The 17,192-nt window shown below is 72.0% G+C and carries 21 protein-coding genes; 15 read left to right on the forward strand and 6 right to left on the reverse strand.

Annotation, left to right across the window (positions count from 1 at the left end; translation table 11 throughout):
* From VGL85_RS11135 to VGL85_RS11150, 4 genes are all read right to left on the reverse strand, one after another.
* Positions 1–410: hypothetical protein (locus VGL85_RS11135; protein WP_331589006.1), on the reverse strand; the 410-nt coding region annotated here is incomplete at its 3' end.
* 169 nt (positions 411–579) lie between these two features.
* Positions 580–1,197 carry a YceI family protein gene (locus tag VGL85_RS11140; RefSeq protein WP_331589007.1) on the reverse strand — a complete coding sequence of 206 codons (618 nt, stop codon included), beginning with the start codon at positions 1,195–1,197 and terminating at the stop codon, positions 580–582.
* Positions 1,198–1,508: 311 nt separating this feature from the next.
* On the reverse strand, positions 1,509–1,808 hold the full coding sequence (locus tag VGL85_RS11145; protein WP_331589008.1) for a hypothetical protein: 300 nt from the start codon (positions 1,806–1,808) through the stop codon (positions 1,509–1,511).
* Between the two features lie 313 nt (positions 1,809–2,121).
* Positions 2,122–2,757 carry a hypothetical protein gene (locus tag VGL85_RS11150; RefSeq protein WP_331589009.1) on the reverse strand — a complete coding sequence of 212 codons (636 nt, stop codon included), beginning with the start codon at positions 2,755–2,757 and terminating at the stop codon, positions 2,122–2,124.
* A 3-nt stretch (positions 2,758–2,760) separates the two neighbouring features.
* Between VGL85_RS11150 and VGL85_RS11155 the strand changes: the two genes are divergently transcribed.
* Positions 2,761–3,903 (forward strand): DUF2252 family protein, encoded by a 1,143-nt coding sequence (locus tag VGL85_RS11155; RefSeq protein WP_331589010.1) that lies wholly within the window; start codon positions 2,761–2,763, stop codon positions 3,901–3,903.
* A 120-nt stretch (positions 3,904–4,023) separates the two neighbouring features.
* Here the strand turns inward: VGL85_RS11155 and VGL85_RS11160 are convergent, their stop codons facing one another.
* Together VGL85_RS11160 and VGL85_RS11165 are read right to left on the reverse strand one after the other, a co-directional pair.
* The gene (locus VGL85_RS11160; protein WP_331589011.1) at positions 4,024–4,491 is read right to left on the reverse strand and encodes a helix-turn-helix transcriptional regulator; all 468 of its coding nucleotides are present in this window, start codon (positions 4,489–4,491) and stop codon (positions 4,024–4,026) included.
* A gap of 176 nt (positions 4,492–4,667) precedes the next feature.
* The gene (locus tag VGL85_RS11165) at positions 4,668–5,078 is read right to left on the reverse strand and encodes a helix-turn-helix transcriptional regulator (protein ID WP_331589012.1); all 411 of its coding nucleotides are present in this window, start codon (positions 5,076–5,078) and stop codon (positions 4,668–4,670) included.
* A gap of 226 nt (positions 5,079–5,304) precedes the next feature.
* On the opposite strand from VGL85_RS11165, the gene VGL85_RS11170 reads away from it, so the two are divergent.
* The 14 genes from VGL85_RS11170 to VGL85_RS11235 are packed head-to-tail and all read left to right on the forward strand — an operon-like array spanning position 5,305 to position 17,128.
* The gene (locus VGL85_RS11170) at positions 5,305–5,853 is read left to right on the forward strand and encodes a lytic transglycosylase domain-containing protein (RefSeq protein ID WP_331589013.1); all 549 of its coding nucleotides are present in this window, start codon (positions 5,305–5,307) and stop codon (positions 5,851–5,853) included.
* Positions 5,854–5,875: 22 nt separating this feature from the next.
* Complete coding sequence (locus tag VGL85_RS11175) at positions 5,876–6,193, forward strand: TrbC/VirB2 family protein (protein WP_331589014.1); 318 nt, start codon at positions 5,876–5,878, stop codon at positions 6,191–6,193.
* Positions 6,194–6,195: 2 nt separating this feature from the next.
* Entirely contained in the window at positions 6,196–6,543 is a 348-nt protein-coding gene (locus VGL85_RS11180) for a type IV secretion system protein VirB3 (protein ID WP_331589015.1), read from the forward strand.
* Positions 6,536–8,893 (forward strand): VirB4 family type IV secretion/conjugal transfer ATPase, encoded by a 2,358-nt coding sequence (locus tag VGL85_RS11185; RefSeq protein ID WP_331589016.1) that lies wholly within the window; start codon positions 6,536–6,538, stop codon positions 8,891–8,893. Before VGL85_RS11180 ends, VGL85_RS11185 begins: the two co-directional genes overlap by 8 nt.
* Positions 8,890–9,594 carry a type IV secretion system protein gene (locus tag VGL85_RS11190; RefSeq protein ID WP_331589017.1) on the forward strand — a complete coding sequence of 235 codons (705 nt, stop codon included), beginning with the start codon at positions 8,890–8,892 and terminating at the stop codon, positions 9,592–9,594. Before VGL85_RS11185 ends, VGL85_RS11190 begins: the two co-directional genes overlap by 4 nt.
* Complete coding sequence (locus VGL85_RS11195; RefSeq protein ID WP_331589018.1) at positions 9,591–9,809, forward strand: EexN family lipoprotein; 219 nt, start codon at positions 9,591–9,593, stop codon at positions 9,807–9,809. The genes VGL85_RS11190 and VGL85_RS11195 overlap by 4 nt, the downstream gene beginning before the upstream one ends.
* A 1-nt stretch (position 9,810) precedes the next feature.
* Positions 9,811–10,749 carry a type IV secretion system protein gene (locus tag VGL85_RS11200; RefSeq protein WP_331589019.1) on the forward strand — a complete coding sequence of 313 codons (939 nt, stop codon included), beginning with the start codon at positions 9,811–9,813 and terminating at the stop codon, positions 10,747–10,749.
* A 13-nt stretch (positions 10,750–10,762) separates the two neighbouring features.
* Positions 10,763–10,993 (forward strand): hypothetical protein, encoded by a 231-nt coding sequence (locus tag VGL85_RS11205; RefSeq protein WP_331589020.1) that lies wholly within the window; start codon positions 10,763–10,765, stop codon positions 10,991–10,993.
* Complete coding sequence (locus VGL85_RS11210; RefSeq protein ID WP_331589021.1) at positions 10,990–11,670, forward strand: virB8 family protein; 681 nt, start codon at positions 10,990–10,992, stop codon at positions 11,668–11,670. Before VGL85_RS11205 ends, VGL85_RS11210 begins: the two co-directional genes overlap by 4 nt.
* Positions 11,667–12,521: a TrbG/VirB9 family P-type conjugative transfer protein gene (locus tag VGL85_RS11215; protein ID WP_331589022.1), complete on the forward strand. Its 855-nt coding sequence runs from the start codon at positions 11,667–11,669 to the stop codon at positions 12,519–12,521. Before VGL85_RS11210 ends, VGL85_RS11215 begins: the two co-directional genes overlap by 4 nt.
* Positions 12,518–13,639: a type IV secretion system protein VirB10 gene (virB10, locus tag VGL85_RS11220; protein ID WP_331589023.1), complete on the forward strand. Its 1,122-nt coding sequence runs from the start codon at positions 12,518–12,520 to the stop codon at positions 13,637–13,639. The genes VGL85_RS11215 and virB10 overlap by 4 nt, the downstream gene beginning before the upstream one ends.
* 4 nt (positions 13,640–13,643) lie before the next feature.
* Positions 13,644–14,642: a P-type DNA transfer ATPase VirB11 gene (gene virB11, locus VGL85_RS11225; protein ID WP_331589024.1), complete on the forward strand. Its 999-nt coding sequence runs from the start codon at positions 13,644–13,646 to the stop codon at positions 14,640–14,642.
* Positions 14,608–16,476: a type IV secretory system conjugative DNA transfer family protein gene (locus VGL85_RS11230; RefSeq protein ID WP_331589025.1), complete on the forward strand. Its 1,869-nt coding sequence runs from the start codon at positions 14,608–14,610 to the stop codon at positions 16,474–16,476. The genes virB11 and VGL85_RS11230 overlap by 35 nt, the downstream gene beginning before the upstream one ends.
* Positions 16,466–17,128, forward strand: a complete 663-nt coding sequence (locus tag VGL85_RS11235; protein ID WP_331589026.1) for an LPD7 domain-containing protein — start codon at positions 16,466–16,468, stop codon at positions 17,126–17,128. Before VGL85_RS11230 ends, VGL85_RS11235 begins: the two co-directional genes overlap by 11 nt.
* Positions 17,129–17,192 lie beyond the last annotated feature (64 nt).

The following is a 17,192-nucleotide window of genomic DNA, read 5'->3' on the forward strand; positions in this document are numbered from 1 at the left end:
AGGGTCCGCCGAGCGTAGTCCAGGACGACCTGGTAGTGTTGCAGGACGCCAGCCGGCAGGATCGCTTCGACCGACTCTCCGCCAAGCTTCTGCGGCGTCCCATGCGAGGGCGAGACCTGGGCCGCGGCCACGGTGACCGGCATGGCGCCGACCCGGAAGGTCAGCGGGTGGTCCGGACCCAGATGCAGCGTATCGAGCAGCGCCTGGTTCACCGACATGGCGGGCGTGCCCATGTCCACATAGGCCAGGGCCTTGTGCAGCGAGCCATCAGGCTGGACGAAGGCCAGCTCCGCATAGACCCGGTTGCCGTCGAAGATGAACGGCGTGGTTCCGGAGATCGTCGGCGCGGCCTGGCCGGAGGCGGACCACGAGGCGGCGATCAGCGCCGCAAGCGCAACGAACCCCCTCACGCGCCGGGCCCGATGACCGTGGCGTCGCGGTCGACCCATGGGCGCGGATCCATGCGCAGGCCGCTCAGGCGGCGAGAAACTTCCTCAAAGGCTCCCAATAGTGGGGCGCCCAGCCCGCGTTCAGGAGCCGGACCTGCACTCGCGGCGGCCGCCTTCTGAAGGGCCACGGTCATTGCTGTTCGAATTCGACGTCGAAGATCACTTCGACGTCGTCGCTCGCGTACTGGAGCATGGCGTTCACACCGAAATCCGAACGCTTGATGTGGGTCACGCCGGAGAACCCGAGACGGCGGTCCCGCGCGGAGATTCCCTGGCCCGCGCCGCCGAAGGTCACGTCGAGCGTCACGGGCCTGGTGACGCCATGGAAGGTCAGGTCCCCGGTAAGCACGCCTTTGCCGTCCGGGCCGCCCTGCAGGCCGGTCGAGACGAAGGCGATCGCGGGATATTTGTCGGCCTGGAAGTAGCCGGCGATCTGCCTGTCGAACGGCGCGTCGTTCGTATCGACCGACGCCGGATCGACCGTGAATGTGACCTTGGTGGACTGCCACGCAGCCGGGTCATAGGTGAAGCCGCCGTCCAGCCTGTCGAAACGCAGGGTGTAGTGGGAGAAGCCCATGTGGACGATCCTGATCGTCAGGCTCGCGTGCTTCTTGTCGAGCACATAGGTCCCCGCCGGGACCTTGGCCGGATCGGTGGTCGACGGGTTGGCCCGGACCTCGCCGGCGCCCAGCATCGCGAGGATCGACGCAACAAGGGGCAAGGTGGCCAGAAGCGATCGAAGCCTCACGCGAGACCTCCAGGCGATCCGCCCTTGCGAGGCGCCAGCTTCCGAGCGGTCATCGATCTTCGGCATCCGATCCCGAACCCATTTCGCTGCGGCAAACTGGGGGTCTCGCCACGCGACGGGAAGTGCCGGAAGTCATGGCGCGCGGCCGTTTCAGGGCTTCGCTCTGCCGACGCCCGCTCAGCCCCCGTGTGCTTGGCCCTGATCATTCCCGCCTTTGCGGCGGCCAATGCGGACACACTGAACGGGAAGATCGGCTGACGTCGAGGCGGTCAACGCACGGCCGCAGGCCGCCTCACTCTGGTGTCGCCCACTCAGTGAGCCGGCGCGCCGCTCTCATAGGCCCGCTGTTGGCGGTAGATCGCCCCGTCGAAGGCGAAGACGGCGACACGGTCGCGGCCAGCCCCCAGGGGCGTGGTGGCGACGAGGTCGGGCAGGCCGTTGGCCGAGTGGCTCGAAATCGAGAACCCGACCACGATGGGCGCCTGACCGGCGAAGGCGTTCCGCCAATGACCGCCGGACCGATAGAAGACCCACATCTCGCAGGCGCCCGTCCCGCCGCAGAGGAGATCCGATCCGGCGACCAGTAGGGCCGAGCGGCCCCCCAGCCGCACGCGCCGCGCGCGCAGCTCCGATGGCCACGATGGGGGCGTGTCAAAGCTGGTTGCGGCCACCTGACCGACGACGTCCTCGACCTGGTCCGGCGAGAGGCCGAGCGAAGAGATGGGGGCGTTGGGCGAACCCAGATGATGAGCCGACGCAGCGTCGTCGCCTGGCCGCGCGACCGAGAGCAGGGGGACGAGCCATAGGACTGCAGCGAGCGCCGGCGCTGAATTCACGGCCAATTCTCCGTTTCGCGCCAAGTCATTCGACCGGACGCGACGTGAGCCCACAGGTGGCCCAGCCATTCCTAAAGGGCGCTTAAGCTCACCTTCCGCCGTGGGGCGGCCGAACTTGGGGCCGACGACCGATCGCAAGGATCCTGCAGCCAGGCTTGAGCGATCCGTGGGCGGTGTCGGTGCAGATCTCGATGCGCCGGCTCGAGACGAAGCGCCAGCTTGTCACAGTCAGTCCGTTGTTGAACCGCTGCGGGCGGTCGTTTCGCGTCCCATAGACGACGACCTCTTCGGCTATGGGGTAGGTTTCGTCGCCGGTTTGACAGGCCACCGCCCAGCCGATGCCTCGGCGATCGGGCGAGATCCGCAACTGCTCGGCGCTGGGTCCGTGCCCCACCTGGCAATCGGGCTTGCGGAACGTGGGCCGCCGGCCATCGCTGAGCCGGGCGACGACGCGGCCTTCCGAAATCTTCGCCTCAGTGAACTTCGGTGCTTCCGAGGCCGAGGCGGCCTGTGGCCGACTGTCACGGCAGACTTCGTCGCCGAAACGCGTCGCCGGCGTGGCCAAAGCGGCCCGCCCGCCGCGCTGTCCGAACCTGCGGCCGCATAGCTCGCCGGCCTTCACCTCGCGGAACCAATTGCGACAGTGACGCTTGTCGATGAGATGAAAGAGGCTGCTGGACCTGCCGACTTCTCCGCGCGCGCCGGCCGGCTGCGCGCGGCGCAACGGATGAAGATGGCGCGCTCGCCGCACGCGTTCGTCCGCGGCAGCACCGCACAGTTCTACGATTGGCTGGACGCCCGCGGCGGTCATGCCCCGCAAGGCCCCCACGTCTGGATTTGCGGCGACTGCCACACCGGCAACCTCGGTCCGGTCGCCGACGCCAAGGGGCGTGTCGCCGTCCAGATCCGCGATCTCGACCAAACGGTGATCGGAAACCCCGCCCACGACCTGATCCGGCTCGGCCTGTCCCTGGCGATGGCCGCCCGCGGTTCCAATCTGCCCGGGGTGACCGTCGCACTGATGGCCGAGCAGCTGGTCGGCGGCTATGCGGACGGGCTGTCGCGACCCCATCCGGGCCGCGGCGACGAGACCGCGCCAAAGGCCGTGCGTCAGGTCTTGCGCCAATCCCTGCGCCGCCGCTGGAAAGACCTGGCTCGCGAGCGGATCGACGATCCAAAACCGGTGATCCCCCTGGGCAAGCGCTTCTGGGCGCTGTCAGAACGCGAGCGCCGCGCGATCGGAGTCCTGGCCGAGAGCGAAAGCCTCCGCCGCCTTGTCACCCTGCTCCAGGGCCGGCCGGACGGCGCCGACGTCGAGCTGGCCGACGCGGCCTATTGGATGAAGGGCTGCAGTTCGCTGGGCCGGCTGCGGTTCGCGGTCCTGGTCAAGGTGCGGTCCGGAGACACCTCGGAGACCTGCCTGATCGATGTGAAGGAGGCGGTCGAGGCCGCGGCTCCCCACGCCCCTGGGGCGCGCATGCCGCGAAGCCAGGCGGCCCGGGTGGTGAAGGGCGCCCGAGCGTTGTCCCCCAACCTCGGCGACCGGATGCTGGCCGCGCGACTGCTGAACCGCGCCGTCGTGCTGCGGGAGCTGACGCCGCAGGACCTGAAGCTGAATATCGAACGGTTAAGTCGGGCGGAGGCGGTGCGCGCGGCGCGCTACCTCGCCGCGGTCGTGGGCCGCGCCCATGCCCGCCAGATGGATCGAGCCACACGCCAGGCCTGGGCCCGGGACCTGGCCCGCGGTCACAGCAAGGCGCTGGAAGCGCCGTCCTGGCTCTGGAACAGCTTGGTGGAGTTGGTCGGCGCCCACGAAAGCGCCTACCTCGACTATTGCCGCAGCTACGCGCTGCAAGCGCAGGACGGCTGATGAGTTCCGGCTCGCGGCGCCGCTTTTTCGGCCAAGGCCTGAGGGCCTTCGGCGCGCCCGTGCGGCCTTCGGCTGTCGGAGGGACAGTGGTGGGGGCGTTTCACGGTCCGAGGGATGTTGCTAGGCGTCCTCCGTCGGTGGCTCACGCCCTAGCCAGCCGCTCGCCAGCGCGGCGCGGGCGCGCGCAATGCGGCCGAGCTCGTTGAACATCTGCTCGAAGCTGGCGCGAAGGGTCTGGGCATCGAGCTGGGAGATCGCCTCGCCGGTGGATTCGTCGAAGCCCTGGATCGCCATCGCCGCGATGGTCATCAGCTTGTTGTCGCTGCAACGGGCCGCGAAGGCCGGCGAGCCGATCTCCACCGCCATCAGGATCGCATGCGGGTCGGCGTCCAGGGCGCGGGCGAACCGATGCACGCGATCGACGTAGAGCGGGCCCCGGCCGCCCTCGAAATATTCGAACGAGCGGAGCGGCATTCCCATGAGGCGGGCCACCTCGGGCGGGCGCAGCCCTCGGCGCTGCCGCACCCCCTTCAGCGCCAGGGAAAGCCACCCGCGTTGGGCTTCGGGGTCGTGGGTGGGCGTCCCCATCGAAAATGCACTACCTCAACTCAAGCTTGTCCCTCGGTTTTCTACAGCTTCACCGGGGCAGGCAAGGGGCCGGGCGGCATTCTGGCCCCGGAAATCCGCCTTCGGACTCGATTACGGCCGCTCCCGCAATCTCCGACGGGGCTTTCCGCAAGAATGTTGCGGGACCGGCCGCGGACTCAGGACCCGGCGCGCCGCCGCCCGCGCCTGGCGGCAAAGCTCCGGCCCATCGGCGGCTGGCGCTGCGCCGGCTGCAGGATGCCCAGCTCCCTGGCGCGGACAACCGCCTGCACGCGGGTCCGGACGCCGAGCGCGGCGTAGATGTTCGCGAGATGCCATTCGACCGTGCGGCCGGACAGCCCGATGATCTGGCCGATGTCGCCGGCGCTCTTGCCTTCCTGCGCCAGGCCCAGGATTTCCAGATGCCGCTCACTGAGGAGGGGTGTCTCGTCGCGCTCGACGGGGCGGCCTGTGTCTGCCATCGGCTGCATGTGGACTTCCTCCAGACGCCCGCAAATCAAGTCCTCGAGCCCTGCAAGTTGATGATCCAGAAATAAGCCGACAGGGGCGTTTAGTTCCGTATGGGTCATGATTTACGGAAATCCAGAATATATCCGTCAACACGCGTGATGGCATTGCCAATTACCGCAAGCCGATTGCGGGCGGGAGCCGTGAAAGCTTGAATTCGTAAGTCTACGGGTCGGCGCCCGGTAGGGCTACGCGTTCCAGGAGCGCCGGCTCTCGGGCACAAGTCGCCGCCGTCGGTGGTGGCGTCCCAAGCTTTCGAGCGGACGTCGTCCGTATCGGGAGCGTCCTGTGATCCTTGCCCTGACCGCCATGCTCGGCCTTGCGCAGCAATGCGCGCCCACCGTGGCCCCTGAAACCCTGGTCGCCCTGGTCAGGGTCGAGAGCGGTTTCGATCCCCTGGCCATCGGCGTCAACGGCGTGGCGCGCGCCGCCGACCATCCGGCCGGCCTTGAGGCCGCCATCGCCACGGCGCGGCGGCTGATCGCCGCCGGGCGCAACGTCGATCTCGGGCTCGGCCAGATCAACAGCCGCAACCTGCCGGCGCTTGGCCTGTCCGTCGCCGAGGCCTTCGATCCCTGCCGCAACCTGGCGGCCAGCGCTCGCGTCCTCGCAGCCGACTTCCTGCGCGCCGCGCCCGGCGTCTCCGCCCAGGCGGGCCTGCGCACCGCCCTGTCGCTCTACAACACCGGCGACGCCCGCCGCGGCTTCCGCAACGGCTATGTCGCGCGCGTCACCGCCGCGGCCGGCGCCGGCGCGCCTTCCCCCGCACCCGTCTTGCCCGAACCCAGCTGGGACGTCTTCGCCCGGCCGGCGCCGGCCGGGCTGCGTCTGTTCTGAACCTGAAAACCAAGGAGTGCCCGTGACCCGTTCCGTTCCGCGCGCCGCCGCCTGCCTGGGGCTGGGCGCAGCCTTCGCCATCGTCCTCGCCGGTCCGGCGCTGGCCCAGACCACCGCCGGCGTCGGCGGCAACCTGGGGACCTCGATCCAGAATGTGATCGACCTGCTCAACAACAACGTCATCCGCGGCCTGGCGGTGCTGGCGGTGATCGTCACGGGCATCGCCTGGATGTTCGGGCACGTCGATCTGCGCCGCGCCGGCACCGTGGTGCTGGGCATCGTGGTGATCTTCGGGGCGGCCACCATCGTCAACCTGATCACCGGAGGGACGGGTTCCTGACCATGGCCGTCGCCGACCCCGAAGAAAGGCTGGCCGAGGACACCCTGTTCCTCGCCTGCACGCGGCCCGCGATGATCGCCGGCGTGCCCATGGAGGCCATGGGGATCAACCTCATGGTCTCGACGGTGGCCTTCCTGGCCGGCCACAGCCTGCTCTACCTGTTGGTCGCCCCGGCCGTGCACTTGGTCCTGGCCGCGGTCTGCAAGAGCGACCACAACGCCTTCCGCCTGCTCTACCTCTACCTCGACACCAAGGGCCGGGCGCGCAACGGCGCCCTGTGGGGCGGCAGTTCGGCGACACCGCTGCCGCTGGTCCGTCGCTTCACGCCCACGGAGCTCCGCCGTGGTTAGGGCGGGCCTGCTGAAGCGTGAGCTCCCGGCCGACGGCCAGCTGCCCTATGCGCGGCACGTGACCGAGACGGTGGTCGCCCTGGACTCCGGCGCCCTGATGCTGAGCTTCCGCCTGGCGGGCGCGAGCTTCGAGACCGCCGACGTCCGCGACCTCAACGACTGGCATGGCAAGCTCAACGGCGCCTGGCGCAACCTCGCCGACGACCGGCTGGCGGTCTGGCACCACCTGGTCCGGCGCGAACAGGCCGCGGGCGCCTGCGGCGGCTTCCGCTCGGCCTTCGCCGCCGAGCTCGACGCGGCCTACCGCGCGCGTCTGGGCGGTGCGCGGATGTTCGTCAATGAGCTTTACCTGACCCTGCTGCTGCACCCGGGGCGCGGCGCCGCCGCCCGCGCGTCCGGCTGGCTGGCCGGCCTGCGCCGGAGTTCTGAACTCCCGACCGACCCCGCGGCCGACCTGAAGCGGCTGCAGGACGCAGGCCGCGATCTGGCCGCCCATCTCGGCCGCTACAGCCCTCAGCCGCTGACGCTCTACGAACACCGCGGCCTGTGGTTCTCGCAGCCCCTGGAGCTGCTGAAGCTGGTGCTCACCGGCCGGCCGGAACGCGCGCCCCTGGTCCGCGGCCATCTCGGCGCCTCGCTGCATGCGTCGCGGCTGATCTTCGGGCGCGAGGCCCTGGAGATCCGCGACCCCGGACAGGCGCGCTACGCGGCCATGCTGGGGGTGAAGGAATATCCGGCGACCACCCGGCCGGGGCTCTGGAACGGCCTGCTGTCGGCCCGCTTCCCGCTGGTCGCCAGCCAGTCCTTCAGCTTTCTGTCCAAGCCCGCCGCGCAGGCGGTCATGGGCCGCAAGCAGAACCAGATGCTGAGCGCCCGCGACCGCGCCGGCTCCCAGGTCGCCGGCCTCGCCGAGGCCCTCGACGACCTCACCTCGAACCGTTTCGTGATGGGCGACCACCAGGCCTCGATCCTGGTCTACGGCGACACCCTGGCCGCTCTGGCCGACCACCTCTCCCGCGCGCGGGCCGAGCTGGCCGACGCCGGCCTGGTGGCGGCGCGCGAGGACCTGGGGCTCGAGGCGGCTTTCTGGGCGCAGTTCCCGGGCAACTTCCGCCACCGCGCCCGGCCGGCCGCGATCTCCTCGCGCAACTTCGCCGCCCTGGCGCCGCTGCACACCCACCCGAGCGGCCAGGCCGCCGGCAACCACTGGGGCGAGGCCGTGGCCCTGCTGCGCACGGCGGCCGGCTCGCCGTTCCATTTCAACTTCCACGTCGGTGACCTCGGACACACCTTCATCTGCGGCCCGTCCGGCTCCGGCAAGACGGTGGTGCAGAACTTCATGCTGGCCCAGCTGGAGAAGCTCGGCGCGCAGCAGGTGTTCATCGACAAGGACCGCGGGGCGGAACTGTTCGTGCGCGCCTGCGGCGGGACCTATCTGGCGCTGCGCAATGGCGAGCCCACCGGCTTCGCCCCCTTCAAGGCGCTCGCCTTCACCTCCGCCAATCGCGCCTTCCTGGCTGGGCTGGTGACCGCCCTGGTCAGCGGCGGGGCCCCGCTCACCGCCCCCGAGGCGCATGCGGTCGCCGAGGCGATCGACGCCCTGGCCCCCATGCCCGCGCAGCGCCGCTCGCTCGCCGCCCTGCGGGTGCTGCTGGGCCAGCGCGACGCCGCCGGGATCGGCGCGCGCCTGGACCGCTGGGTCCGGGGCGGCCCCCTCGGCTGGGTGCTCGACAATGACGCCGACGCCCTGGACTTCAGCGACCGCCTCACCGGCTTCGACATGACCCAGGTCTTCGACCACGCCGAGATCCGGGGTCCCGTCATGCTTTACCTGTTGCACCGGCTGAGCGGCCTGGCGGACGGCCGCCGGCTGGTGGTCGACATCGACGAGTTCTGGAAGGCGCTGGACGACGAGGCCTTCCGCGCGCTCGCCCAGGACGGGCTGAAGACCTACCGCAAGCAGAACGCCCTGATGGTGCTGGGCACCCAGTCGCCGGCCGACGTGCTGCGCTCGCCAATCGCCCACACGGTGCTGGAGCAGTGCGCGACCAAGGTCTTCCTGCCCAACCCGCACGCCAACGCCCGCGACTACATCGACGGCTTCGGCCTGACCCGGCGGGAGTTCGCGCTGGTGCGCGACGAGCTCAGCCCGCAATCGCACCGCTTCCTGGTCAAGCAGGGCCTGGATTCGGTCGTCGCCGAGCTCGACCTCACCGGCATGGACGATGCGTTGGCGATCCTTTCGGGCCGCACCGAGACCGTCGCCCTGCTGGACCGGCTGCGCGCCATCCACGGCGACGATCCCGCCGCCTGGCTCACCCCCTTCCACCAGCAGAGGAGCGCAGCATGACCCGCCGTATCCTGGCCGCCGGCGCGGCCGCCCTGGCCCTCATGGCGTCGGCCGCCCAGGCCCAGGAGATCGTCTACGACCCCACCAACTACGGGAAGCTGATCGAACAGGCCGAGACCGGGCTCAAGCAGCTGCAGCAGCTGCAATCGCAGGTCCAGCAGGCTCAGCGGCTCTACGACGGCTTCAACCAGGCCTCCGGCGTCAACGGCCTGGCGACCCTGCTGGAGAGCCCGCAGCTGCGCGCCGTGCTCCCCGACGCGACGACCTTCGTCAGCGCTGCCAACGGCGATCTCGCCGCCCTGGGCCAGATCGGCGCCCGCGCCGGCCAGATCCGCAGCGCGACCCGGGTCTACACGGCCGCGACGCCCGACGCCGCCAGCCAGGCGCTCGACGCGTCCGGCAACCGCGCCGCGCTTAGCCTGGCGCTCGGCGAGAGCGTCGCCGACGCCGGGTCCCAGCGGCTCGCCGGCCTGCAGCAGCTGCAGGCCTCCCTGGCCGCCGCGCCCGACGCCCGCGCGGTGATGGACCTGCAGGCCCGGCTCACCGCCGAGCAGGCGATGATCGCCAACGACCAGATGAAGCTGCAGGGCCTGGCGATGACCCAGGCCGCCCAAGACCGCCTCGCGGCGCAGCAGCAGCAGGAACGCGCCGCCGCGGCGTCCGACGCCCGCCTGCAGGCCTACAAGGCGGCCTTCCAGTGACCCGGGCCTTCGCCGCCTTGGCGATCCTCGTGATCCTGGTCGCCTGCGGTCCGCGAGTGCGACCCTACGCCTGGTACAGGGCCCATCCGACGGAGGCCGCGAAAGTGGCGCGGGCCTGCGGGCCCGACCGGTCCGACGACTGCGCCAATGCCGAGCAGGCGATGGCGGACGCTGCGTCGGACCGCCGCCTGGACGCCTATCGGAAGGCGTTCTGAGATGAGCGGAACCTTCGCCATCTTCGAGCCGGCCTATGCCTTCGTCGACGGCAAGCTCGACGCCTTCCTGGGCCAGCGGCTGAGCGACGTCCTGGCCCAGGTCGCGGGCCCGCTGCGCGCCGCCCTGGCGCTTTACGTCCTGCTCTACGGCTTCGCGATCCTGCGCGGCGCGATCAGCGAGCCCTTCGTGGACTTCGCGATCCGCAGCCTGAAGCTGGCCTTCATCGTCATGCTGGCCACCACCGCGGCCTATTCCACTGTCGTCACGACGCCGCTGTTCCACACCCTGCCCGACACGCTCACCCAGGCGATCAGCGGCGCGGCCACGCCGGATGTCGGCGCCGCCTTCGACCAGTTCTTCGGCCGCGCGGCCTATCTCGGCGAGAAGATCGCCCGCACCGGCAGCCCGACGGACCTTGGGCCGTTCGTCATGGCCGGCGCGGTCTACCTCATGGGCGCCCTGGCGGCGGCCCTCGGCTTCGGCGTGGTGATGGTGGCCAAGGTGGCGCTGGCGCTGCTGATCGCCCTGGGCCCGATCTTCATCGCCTGCGCCCTGTTCGACGCCAGCCGCCGGTTCTTCTTCGGCTGGCTGTCGCAGGCGGTGAACTACGTCGTCCTGTTCGCCCTGATCATCACCGTTTTCCAGCTGATCCTGTCCCTGGTCGCCGACCGCTGGGGAACGATCGACGGCCAGGACCCGATGTCCGCCGGCCTGCTGTTCATGGCGCTCTGCCTGCTGGCCGCGATCTTCTTCCTGCAGACCCCGGTGATCGCCGCCGGGATCGCCGGCGGCGCCAGCGTGGGCCTGGCCGACTTCGGCGCCGCCGCCGCCCGCGCCCTCGGCGGGTCCGATCGCTCCAGCGGCGGCGGCGCCCAGCGCGGCGCGGCCCAGACCGCGCCGGCCGGCGGCTCCGTGCGCTTCGTTTCGCAACAGACCTGACAAGGACCTTCCCGTGCTTCGACCCCTGCTCACCGGCGGCCTGTGCCTGGCGCTCGGCGCCTGCGCGAGCGCCCCGGCCAAGACCCTGCCCACCTGCGACGGCCAGCACCGCCGCCCCGCCAACCCGAACGGCTCGGTGCTGCCGTCGCCTGACGCCGCCCACGGGCCGGCGGCGCCGGGGCCCGCCGCGCCCGCAACGCCGCCGCCCGCCGCCAGCTTCGCCCCCTGTGGAGACCCCGCATGACCGGCGTCGTCGCAACTGATCTCAAGGCCTATTTCGCCGACGCGCGGCGCTGGGACGAGGAGCGTCTGCAGAGCGCCCTGCGCTCGCGCCGGCTGGCCTGGACCGTCGCCGCCGGCGCCGGGGCCCTGGCGATCGCCGCGGTGGTTGCGGTCGCCGCGCTCACCCCGCTGAAGCGGGTGGAGCCCTTCGTGGTGCGGGTCGACAACGCCACCGGCGCCGTCGACGTGATGACCGCCCTCACCGGCCCCGAGCAGCTGACCGCCGACGAAGCGGTGACCAAGTATTTCCTCAGCCAATACGTCCGCGCCCGCGAGACCTGGCTGCCGTCGGCGGCCGAAGCCAACTTCCGGCAGGTGTCGATCATGTCGACGCCCGCCGAGCAAGAGAGGTGGGCGGCCTTTTTCCGCCCCGCCGACCCGGCGAGTCCGCAGGTGGCGCTGGGGCCGGCCAACGCGGCCGAGGTCGAGATTCGCGCCATCAGCTTCGTCAACCGCCAGGTGGCCAGCGTCCGATTCCGCAAGACCGTCCGCCAGGGCCAGCAGACCACCACCGGCGATTGGATCGCCACCCTGACCTTCGCCTACGCCCAGGCGCCGATGGCCGAGGCCGACCGGCTGCGCAACCCCCTGGGCTTCCAGGTCGCCAGCTACCGCGCCGACCCGGAGGTGGTCCAATGAGCCTGCGCCTGAGCCTCATCGGCCTGCTGCTCGCCGCCGCCCTGCCGGCCACTCCGGCCCAGGCCCTCGAAGTCCCCAAGGGCGGCCCGGCGGACCCGCGGATCAAGACCGTCGACTACGACCCCTCCCAGGTGGTCCGCGTGGTCGGCGTGTTCCGCATCGCGACCCAGATCGTCTTTGCCGCGAACGAGACGGTTCAGCACGTGGCCCTGGGTGATTCCTCGGCCTGGGACGTGGCGGCGGACCGGAACGTCCTGTTCATCAAGCCCAAGGCGAGGGGCGCGCCCACCGACCTCATCGTCACCACCGCGCACGGCGGCGAGACCCGCAGCTACGTCTTCGACTTGGTCACCCAGGCCAGGGCCAATCCGGTAAAGGGCGAGGATCGCTATTTCGTGCTGCGCTTCCGCTACCCGGCGGACCAGAAGGCCCACGCCCAGGCGGCAGTCAGCGCCGCCGAAGTGGCGGTGCGCCAGACCGTCACCGAACTCAAGCTGGAACGCGGCGCCGTCGAGGGTCCCCACAATCTAGCCTATTCCGAACAGGGGCCGGCGGACCTGCAGCCGTCCGAGGTGTCCGACAACGGCCGCTTCACCGTCCTGCGCTTCCCCGGCGCCCAGGCCCTGCCGGCCATCTACACCGTGGGCCCGGACGGCAGCGAGGCCCTGGCCGCCTTCGATGTCCGCGGCGAGTTCGTGGTGGTGCATGGCGTCGCCCCCGGCCTGCGGCTGCGCCGCGGCCGCGAGGTGCTGTGCATCACCAATGACGCCTATCGCCCGCTCGGCGCCCCGGCCGGCGGCCTGACCGCCGCCGGCGACGTGATCCGCACCGACAAGAGGCCCCAGCCATGACCGATCCCCAGATCCCGCCCACAGCCCCGGAGGCGGCCGCCGCCATCGCCGGCGAGCGCACCATCTCACCGATCGCCGGCCGGTTCGGCATGGGCAAGGCCGGCAAGGCGGTGGCGGTCGTCGCCCTGGCCGCCGGCTGCGCAGCCTTCCTGCTGGCCACCGGCCGCCATCGTCCGGCCAAGGCCGCCGAGCCGCCGGCCCCGGCGCGCCAGGTGGTGCCCTTCGAGCCCGCCGCGTCCCTGGCCGGCCCAACGCTCGCCAACCCCGGGCCGGGCGCGCCGTCGCTGGCGCCCGGCATGCCCACCGCCGCCCCGGACCCGAGCGGCGCGGCCCCGGCCACAACCGGCCGTTCGTCCAATCCTGACGCCGCCGCCGCCCAGCGGGCCCAGCAACTCCGGGCCAGCCGCGCCGCGCCGATCTTCGCCTACAGTCGGGACGGGACGAGCGCGCCGGCCGCCGGCCCCATCGTGCCGGCGATCCTGCCGCGCGGCGCCGGCGCGGAAGTCAGTGAACTCGACCGGCTGCGGCGCGCCTCGACGCTCGGCATGGCGCACGCTTCGCGCCTGCCCGACCGCAGCTACCTGATCCTCGCCGGGACCTCGATCCCCTGCGTGCTTCAGACGGCGATGGACACCTCGACGCCCGGCTACGTCAGCTGCCTGGTGCCCAACGACGTCTATTCCGACAACGGCGCGGTGGTGCTGCTGGAGAAGGGCACCAAGGTGCTCGGTGAATATCGGGGCGGCCCGAAGCCCGGCCAGAACCGGCTGTTCGTGCTCTGGAGCCGCGCGGTCACCCCGGCCGGGGTGGCCATCGCCCTGGCCTCGCCGGCCACCGACGCCCTCGGCCGCGCCGGCTTCGACGGCGACCTTGACCGTCACTTCTGGCAGCGGTTCGGCGGCGCCGTGATGCTGTCGGTGATCGACGACGGATTCGCCGTCGCGGCGCGCGGCTCCGGCGGGGTGAACGTCCAGCTGCCGTCGACCACCGCCAACACCGCGCTGCAGAGCTCGATCGACATCCCGCCCACCCTGAAGAAGCCCGCCGGCGCCGAGGTGGCGATCTTCGCGGCCCAGGATTTCGACTTCTCCGGCGTCTACGGCGTGAAGGCGCGCTGAAACCATGGCCGACACAAGCGTGCTGGACCATTACCTGGCGCCGCTGCGTCCCCTGCTGGCCGAAGACGACGTCACCGAACTGGTGATCAACCGGCCCGGCGAGGTGGGTGTCGAAGGCGCGGGCGGCTGGCGCTGGAGCGCCGCGCCGGAGCTCACCGCCGCAGCGCTCGGCCACCTGGCCGTCGCCGCCGCCGCCTTCACCAGCCAGGACGTCGGCCCCTCCAACCCGCTGTGCTCCACGGTGCTGCCGGACGGCGCGCGCTGTCAGATCGTCCTGCCGCCGGCCGCCGCACACGCCTCGATCACCCTGCGCAAGCCGTCGCGCCGGGCGCTGGGGCTGGCCGAGTTCAGCGCCGCCGGCCTGTTCGAGCGCATCGCGGTCGCCACCGCCGGGCCCGACGCGCTGGACCGGCGGCTGCTGGCCCTGCGCGACGCCGGCGACTGGCCGGCCTTCTTCCGGCTGGCGGTCGAGGGCCGGCGCAATATCCTGATCTCCGGCGCGACCGGCTCCGGCAAGACCACCCTGGCCAAGGGGCTGATCCCGCTGATCCCCGCCGAGGAGCGGCTGGTGACCATCGAGGACGCCCGCGAACTCGTCGTGCCGCACCGCAACGCCGTCCACCTGGTCTACGCCAAGGACGGCCAGGGCCTGGCCAGGGTGGGCCCGAAACAGCTGCTGGAGTGCGCGCTGCGCATGCGGCCGGACCGTATCCTGCTGCAGGAGCTGCGCGACGCCAGCGCCTTCTTCTACCTGCGCAACGTCAACTCCGGCCATCCGGGGTCGATCACCACCGTCCACGCCGACTCCGCGACCCTGGCGTTCGAGCAGCTGACCCTGCTGGTCAAGGAGAGCGAGGCCGGCCGCCAGCTGGCCCGCGAGGACATCGGCGCCCTGCTGCGCCAGCTGGTCGACATCGTCGTCCAGATGAAGCGCGAGGGCGGGCGCTTCCGCATCACCGAGGTCTGGTATGAGCCGCTTCGCAAGCGCGCCCTGGCCGCTTAGGGCGGCCTATGTCGGGGCCCTGGGCGCGGCCGCGGCCGCGCTGCTGGCGGCCATGGCCCTGACGGTCGCCCTGGCGGGGTTGAAGCGCCTGTCGCCGCAGCTCGACGCCGCGGCCGTCCCCGGCTGGTTCTGGTATTTCCGCCACGACCCGCAGGTCCGCCGCTGGCTGGCGATCGGGCTAGTCGCCGCCCTGCTGGCGGCCGCCGGCCTGGCCGGGGCGGTTGTCCGCGGCCTGCAGCCGCCGCTGCACGGGGCCGCCCGCTGGGCCGCGGAGCCGGAGCTGCGCCGGGCCGGCTTCCGCGCCCGCAACGGGATCGTGCTCGGCCGCAAGGCCGGCCGGCTGCTGAGCTTCGGCGGGCCGGAGCACGTCCTGCTCTATGCCCCCACCCGCACCGGCAAAGGCGTCGGCGTCGTCATCCCCAACCTGCTGACCTGGCCGGACTCGGTGGTGGTGCTCGACGTCAAGCGCGAGAATTGGGAGGCCTCGGCCGGCTTCCGCGCCGCCCACGGCCAAGCGGTCTTCCTGTTCGATCCCCTGGAGCCGCAGGGCCGCACCGCCCGCTACAATCCGCTCGGCCACATCCGCCGCGACGATCCGGTCGAGGTGCTCGACGAACTGCAGAAGCTGGCGGTGATGCTGTTCCCGACGCCGGACCGCGCCGACCCGTTCTGGACGGACGCGGCGCGGACCGGGTTCATCGCCGTCGGCGCCGGCCTCGCCGAGACCGCCGAGGCGGCCTTCACCCTGGGCGCCATCTACGCCGAACTGGCCCGCGGCGACGCCCGCGCGCGCCTGGCGGCCTGGCCGGCGCAGCGCGCCGCCCAGGGCCGGCCGCTGTCGCCGGGCTGCGCCAACGCGCTGGCCGACTTCACCTCCAGTTCCGAGAACACCTTCGCCTCGGTCAAGCAGACCCTGACCTCGCGCATGAACCTCTGGCTCAACCCGCGGGTCTGCGCCGCCACGGGGGACAGCGACTTCGACCTGCGCCAGCTGCGCAGCCGGCGCATGTCGATCTATCTGGCGGTCAGCCCGGACAACCTCAGCCGGGTGGCTCCCCTCTACAGCTTGGTTCTGCAACAGCTCGTGGAGCTCAATGTCCGCGAGCGCCCGCAGGCCGGTCGCCATCCCGTGCCGGTGCTGGTGCTGCTCGACGAGTTCGCCCGGCTGGGCCACGCCGAGGTGATCGCCAAGGCCTTCGCCTTCGTCGCCGGCTACGGCCTGCGCCTGCTGCCGGTGCTGCAGAGCCCGGCCCAGCTGCGCGCCGAATACGGCCCCGACCTGGCCGAGGAGATCATCGCCAACTGCGGCGCCGAGGTCGCCTTCGCGCCCAAGGAGCTCACGGTCGCCCAGGAGCTCGCCGAACGGCTCGGCGCCTATACCTACCAGGCCCGTTCGCGGAACCGCCCGACCCTGTTCAGCCGTGGCCAGAGCAGCACCAGCGAGAGCGGCCAGCGGCGGCTGCTGCATCTGCCCCAGGAACTCATCCAGATGCGGCCCGACCAGCTGATCGTCCTGCGGGCCGGCCTGCCGCCGATCCGCGGCCGCAAGATCGTCTACTGGCGCGAGGCGGCCTTCACGCGGCGGCTGCAGCCCCCGCCGACCGTGGCGGCGCGCGCCATCCCGATGCCCGCGTCCGACCCCGGCGCCGCGCCGTCCGCAGCGGCGGAGGACCCGCTGCGCCTGGCGCTGGGCGACGTCCTGCCGGCGCTGGAGGCCGAGGGCCTCGGCCCGCTGCCGGACGCCGGCGCCAGCCCCGCCGAGGTCGAGGCCTGGGTCGACGCCTTCATCGACCGCTCCGCCCGCCAGCCCGAGGAGACCGACCATGGCCGCTAGGCCCGCCGCCCCGAACCGCCTGCGCCCCGAGGGCCGAACCGCCTCGCTGACCCTCGGCGACGTCCCCGAGCGCCTGCGCCAGCGCTACTATCTGGAGCGCGGGCCGCGGGAGTGGCGCTTCTACGACGACGCCCAGGTCAAGGTCGCCGCCTTCCAGGACCGCGGCCGCCGGCTGGTCAGCGCCCGCGGCGACCCCAACGCCGTGCGCGACATGATGGCCGTCGCCGCGCACCGGGACTGGCGGGTCGTCGAAGCCCGCGGCGCCCCCGCCTTCCGCCGGGAAGCCTGGCTCGCCGGCGGCGTCCTCGGCCTGGAGGTCCGCGGCTACGCCCCTACGGAGCGGGACCTGCAGGAGCTCGAGCGGCGGCGCGCCGGGCGCGCGCAGCTGGCGGCCCGGCTCGGTGAACTCGAGCGCGGCGTCGCCGCCGGCGGCAGCCACCGCGGCGGCCCTGCCGACCGCCTGCGCACGGTCGAGACGGTGGTCCGCGCCCGCGTCGTCGACCCGCTGGCCCAGGACCGCCTGCTGGCTCGCGCACGCACCCGGATCGCCGACTGGCTCGAGCGCGGCGCGCAGTTCCAGCCGCTCGGCCGCCCGGCGGCCGACCGCGGCCGGCAACCCGGGGAGGGGCGGGAGCGCCGCCACAGCCGCTAGCCGCCGGCGGTCGGAACGGCCCGATGGCCGCCGCGGCTTCCACCCGGCCACTTCCCGCTGGCGA

The organism is Phenylobacterium sp. (assembly GCF_036501465.1).
Lineage (GTDB): Bacteria > Pseudomonadota > Alphaproteobacteria > Caulobacterales > Caulobacteraceae > Phenylobacterium.

Coding starts and splice junctions, on each gene's coding strand:
- VGL85_RS11155 (WP_331589010.1), top strand. CDS start 2,761: ATGAAGATGGCGCGCTCGCCGCACGCGTTCGTCCGCGGCAGCACCGCA.
- VGL85_RS11160 (WP_331589011.1), bottom strand. CDS start 4,491: ATGGGGACGCCCACCCACGACCCCGAAGCCCAACGCGGGTGGCTTTCC.
- VGL85_RS11165 (WP_331589012.1), bottom strand. CDS start 5,078: ATGACCCATACGGAACTAAACGCCCCTGTCGGCTTATTTCTGGATCAT.
- VGL85_RS11180 (WP_331589015.1), top strand. CDS start 6,196: ATGGCCGTCGCCGACCCCGAAGAAAGGCTGGCCGAGGACACCCTGTTC.
- VGL85_RS11190 (WP_331589017.1), top strand. CDS start 8,890: ATGACCCGCCGTATCCTGGCCGCCGGCGCGGCCGCCCTGGCCCTCATG.
- VGL85_RS11200 (WP_331589019.1), top strand. CDS start 9,811: ATGAGCGGAACCTTCGCCATCTTCGAGCCGGCCTATGCCTTCGTCGAC.
- VGL85_RS11210 (WP_331589021.1), top strand. CDS start 10,990: ATGACCGGCGTCGTCGCAACTGATCTCAAGGCCTATTTCGCCGACGCG.
- VGL85_RS11215 (WP_331589022.1), top strand. CDS start 11,667: ATGAGCCTGCGCCTGAGCCTCATCGGCCTGCTGCTCGCCGCCGCCCTG.
- virB10 (WP_331589023.1), top strand. CDS start 12,518: ATGACCGATCCCCAGATCCCGCCCACAGCCCCGGAGGCGGCCGCCGCC.
- virB11 (WP_331589024.1), top strand. CDS start 13,644: ATGGCCGACACAAGCGTGCTGGACCATTACCTGGCGCCGCTGCGTCCC.
- VGL85_RS11230 (WP_331589025.1), top strand. CDS start 14,608: ATGAGCCGCTTCGCAAGCGCGCCCTGGCCGCTTAGGGCGGCCTATGTC.
- VGL85_RS11235 (WP_331589026.1), top strand. CDS start 16,466: ATGGCCGCTAGGCCCGCCGCCCCGAACCGCCTGCGCCCCGAGGGCCGA.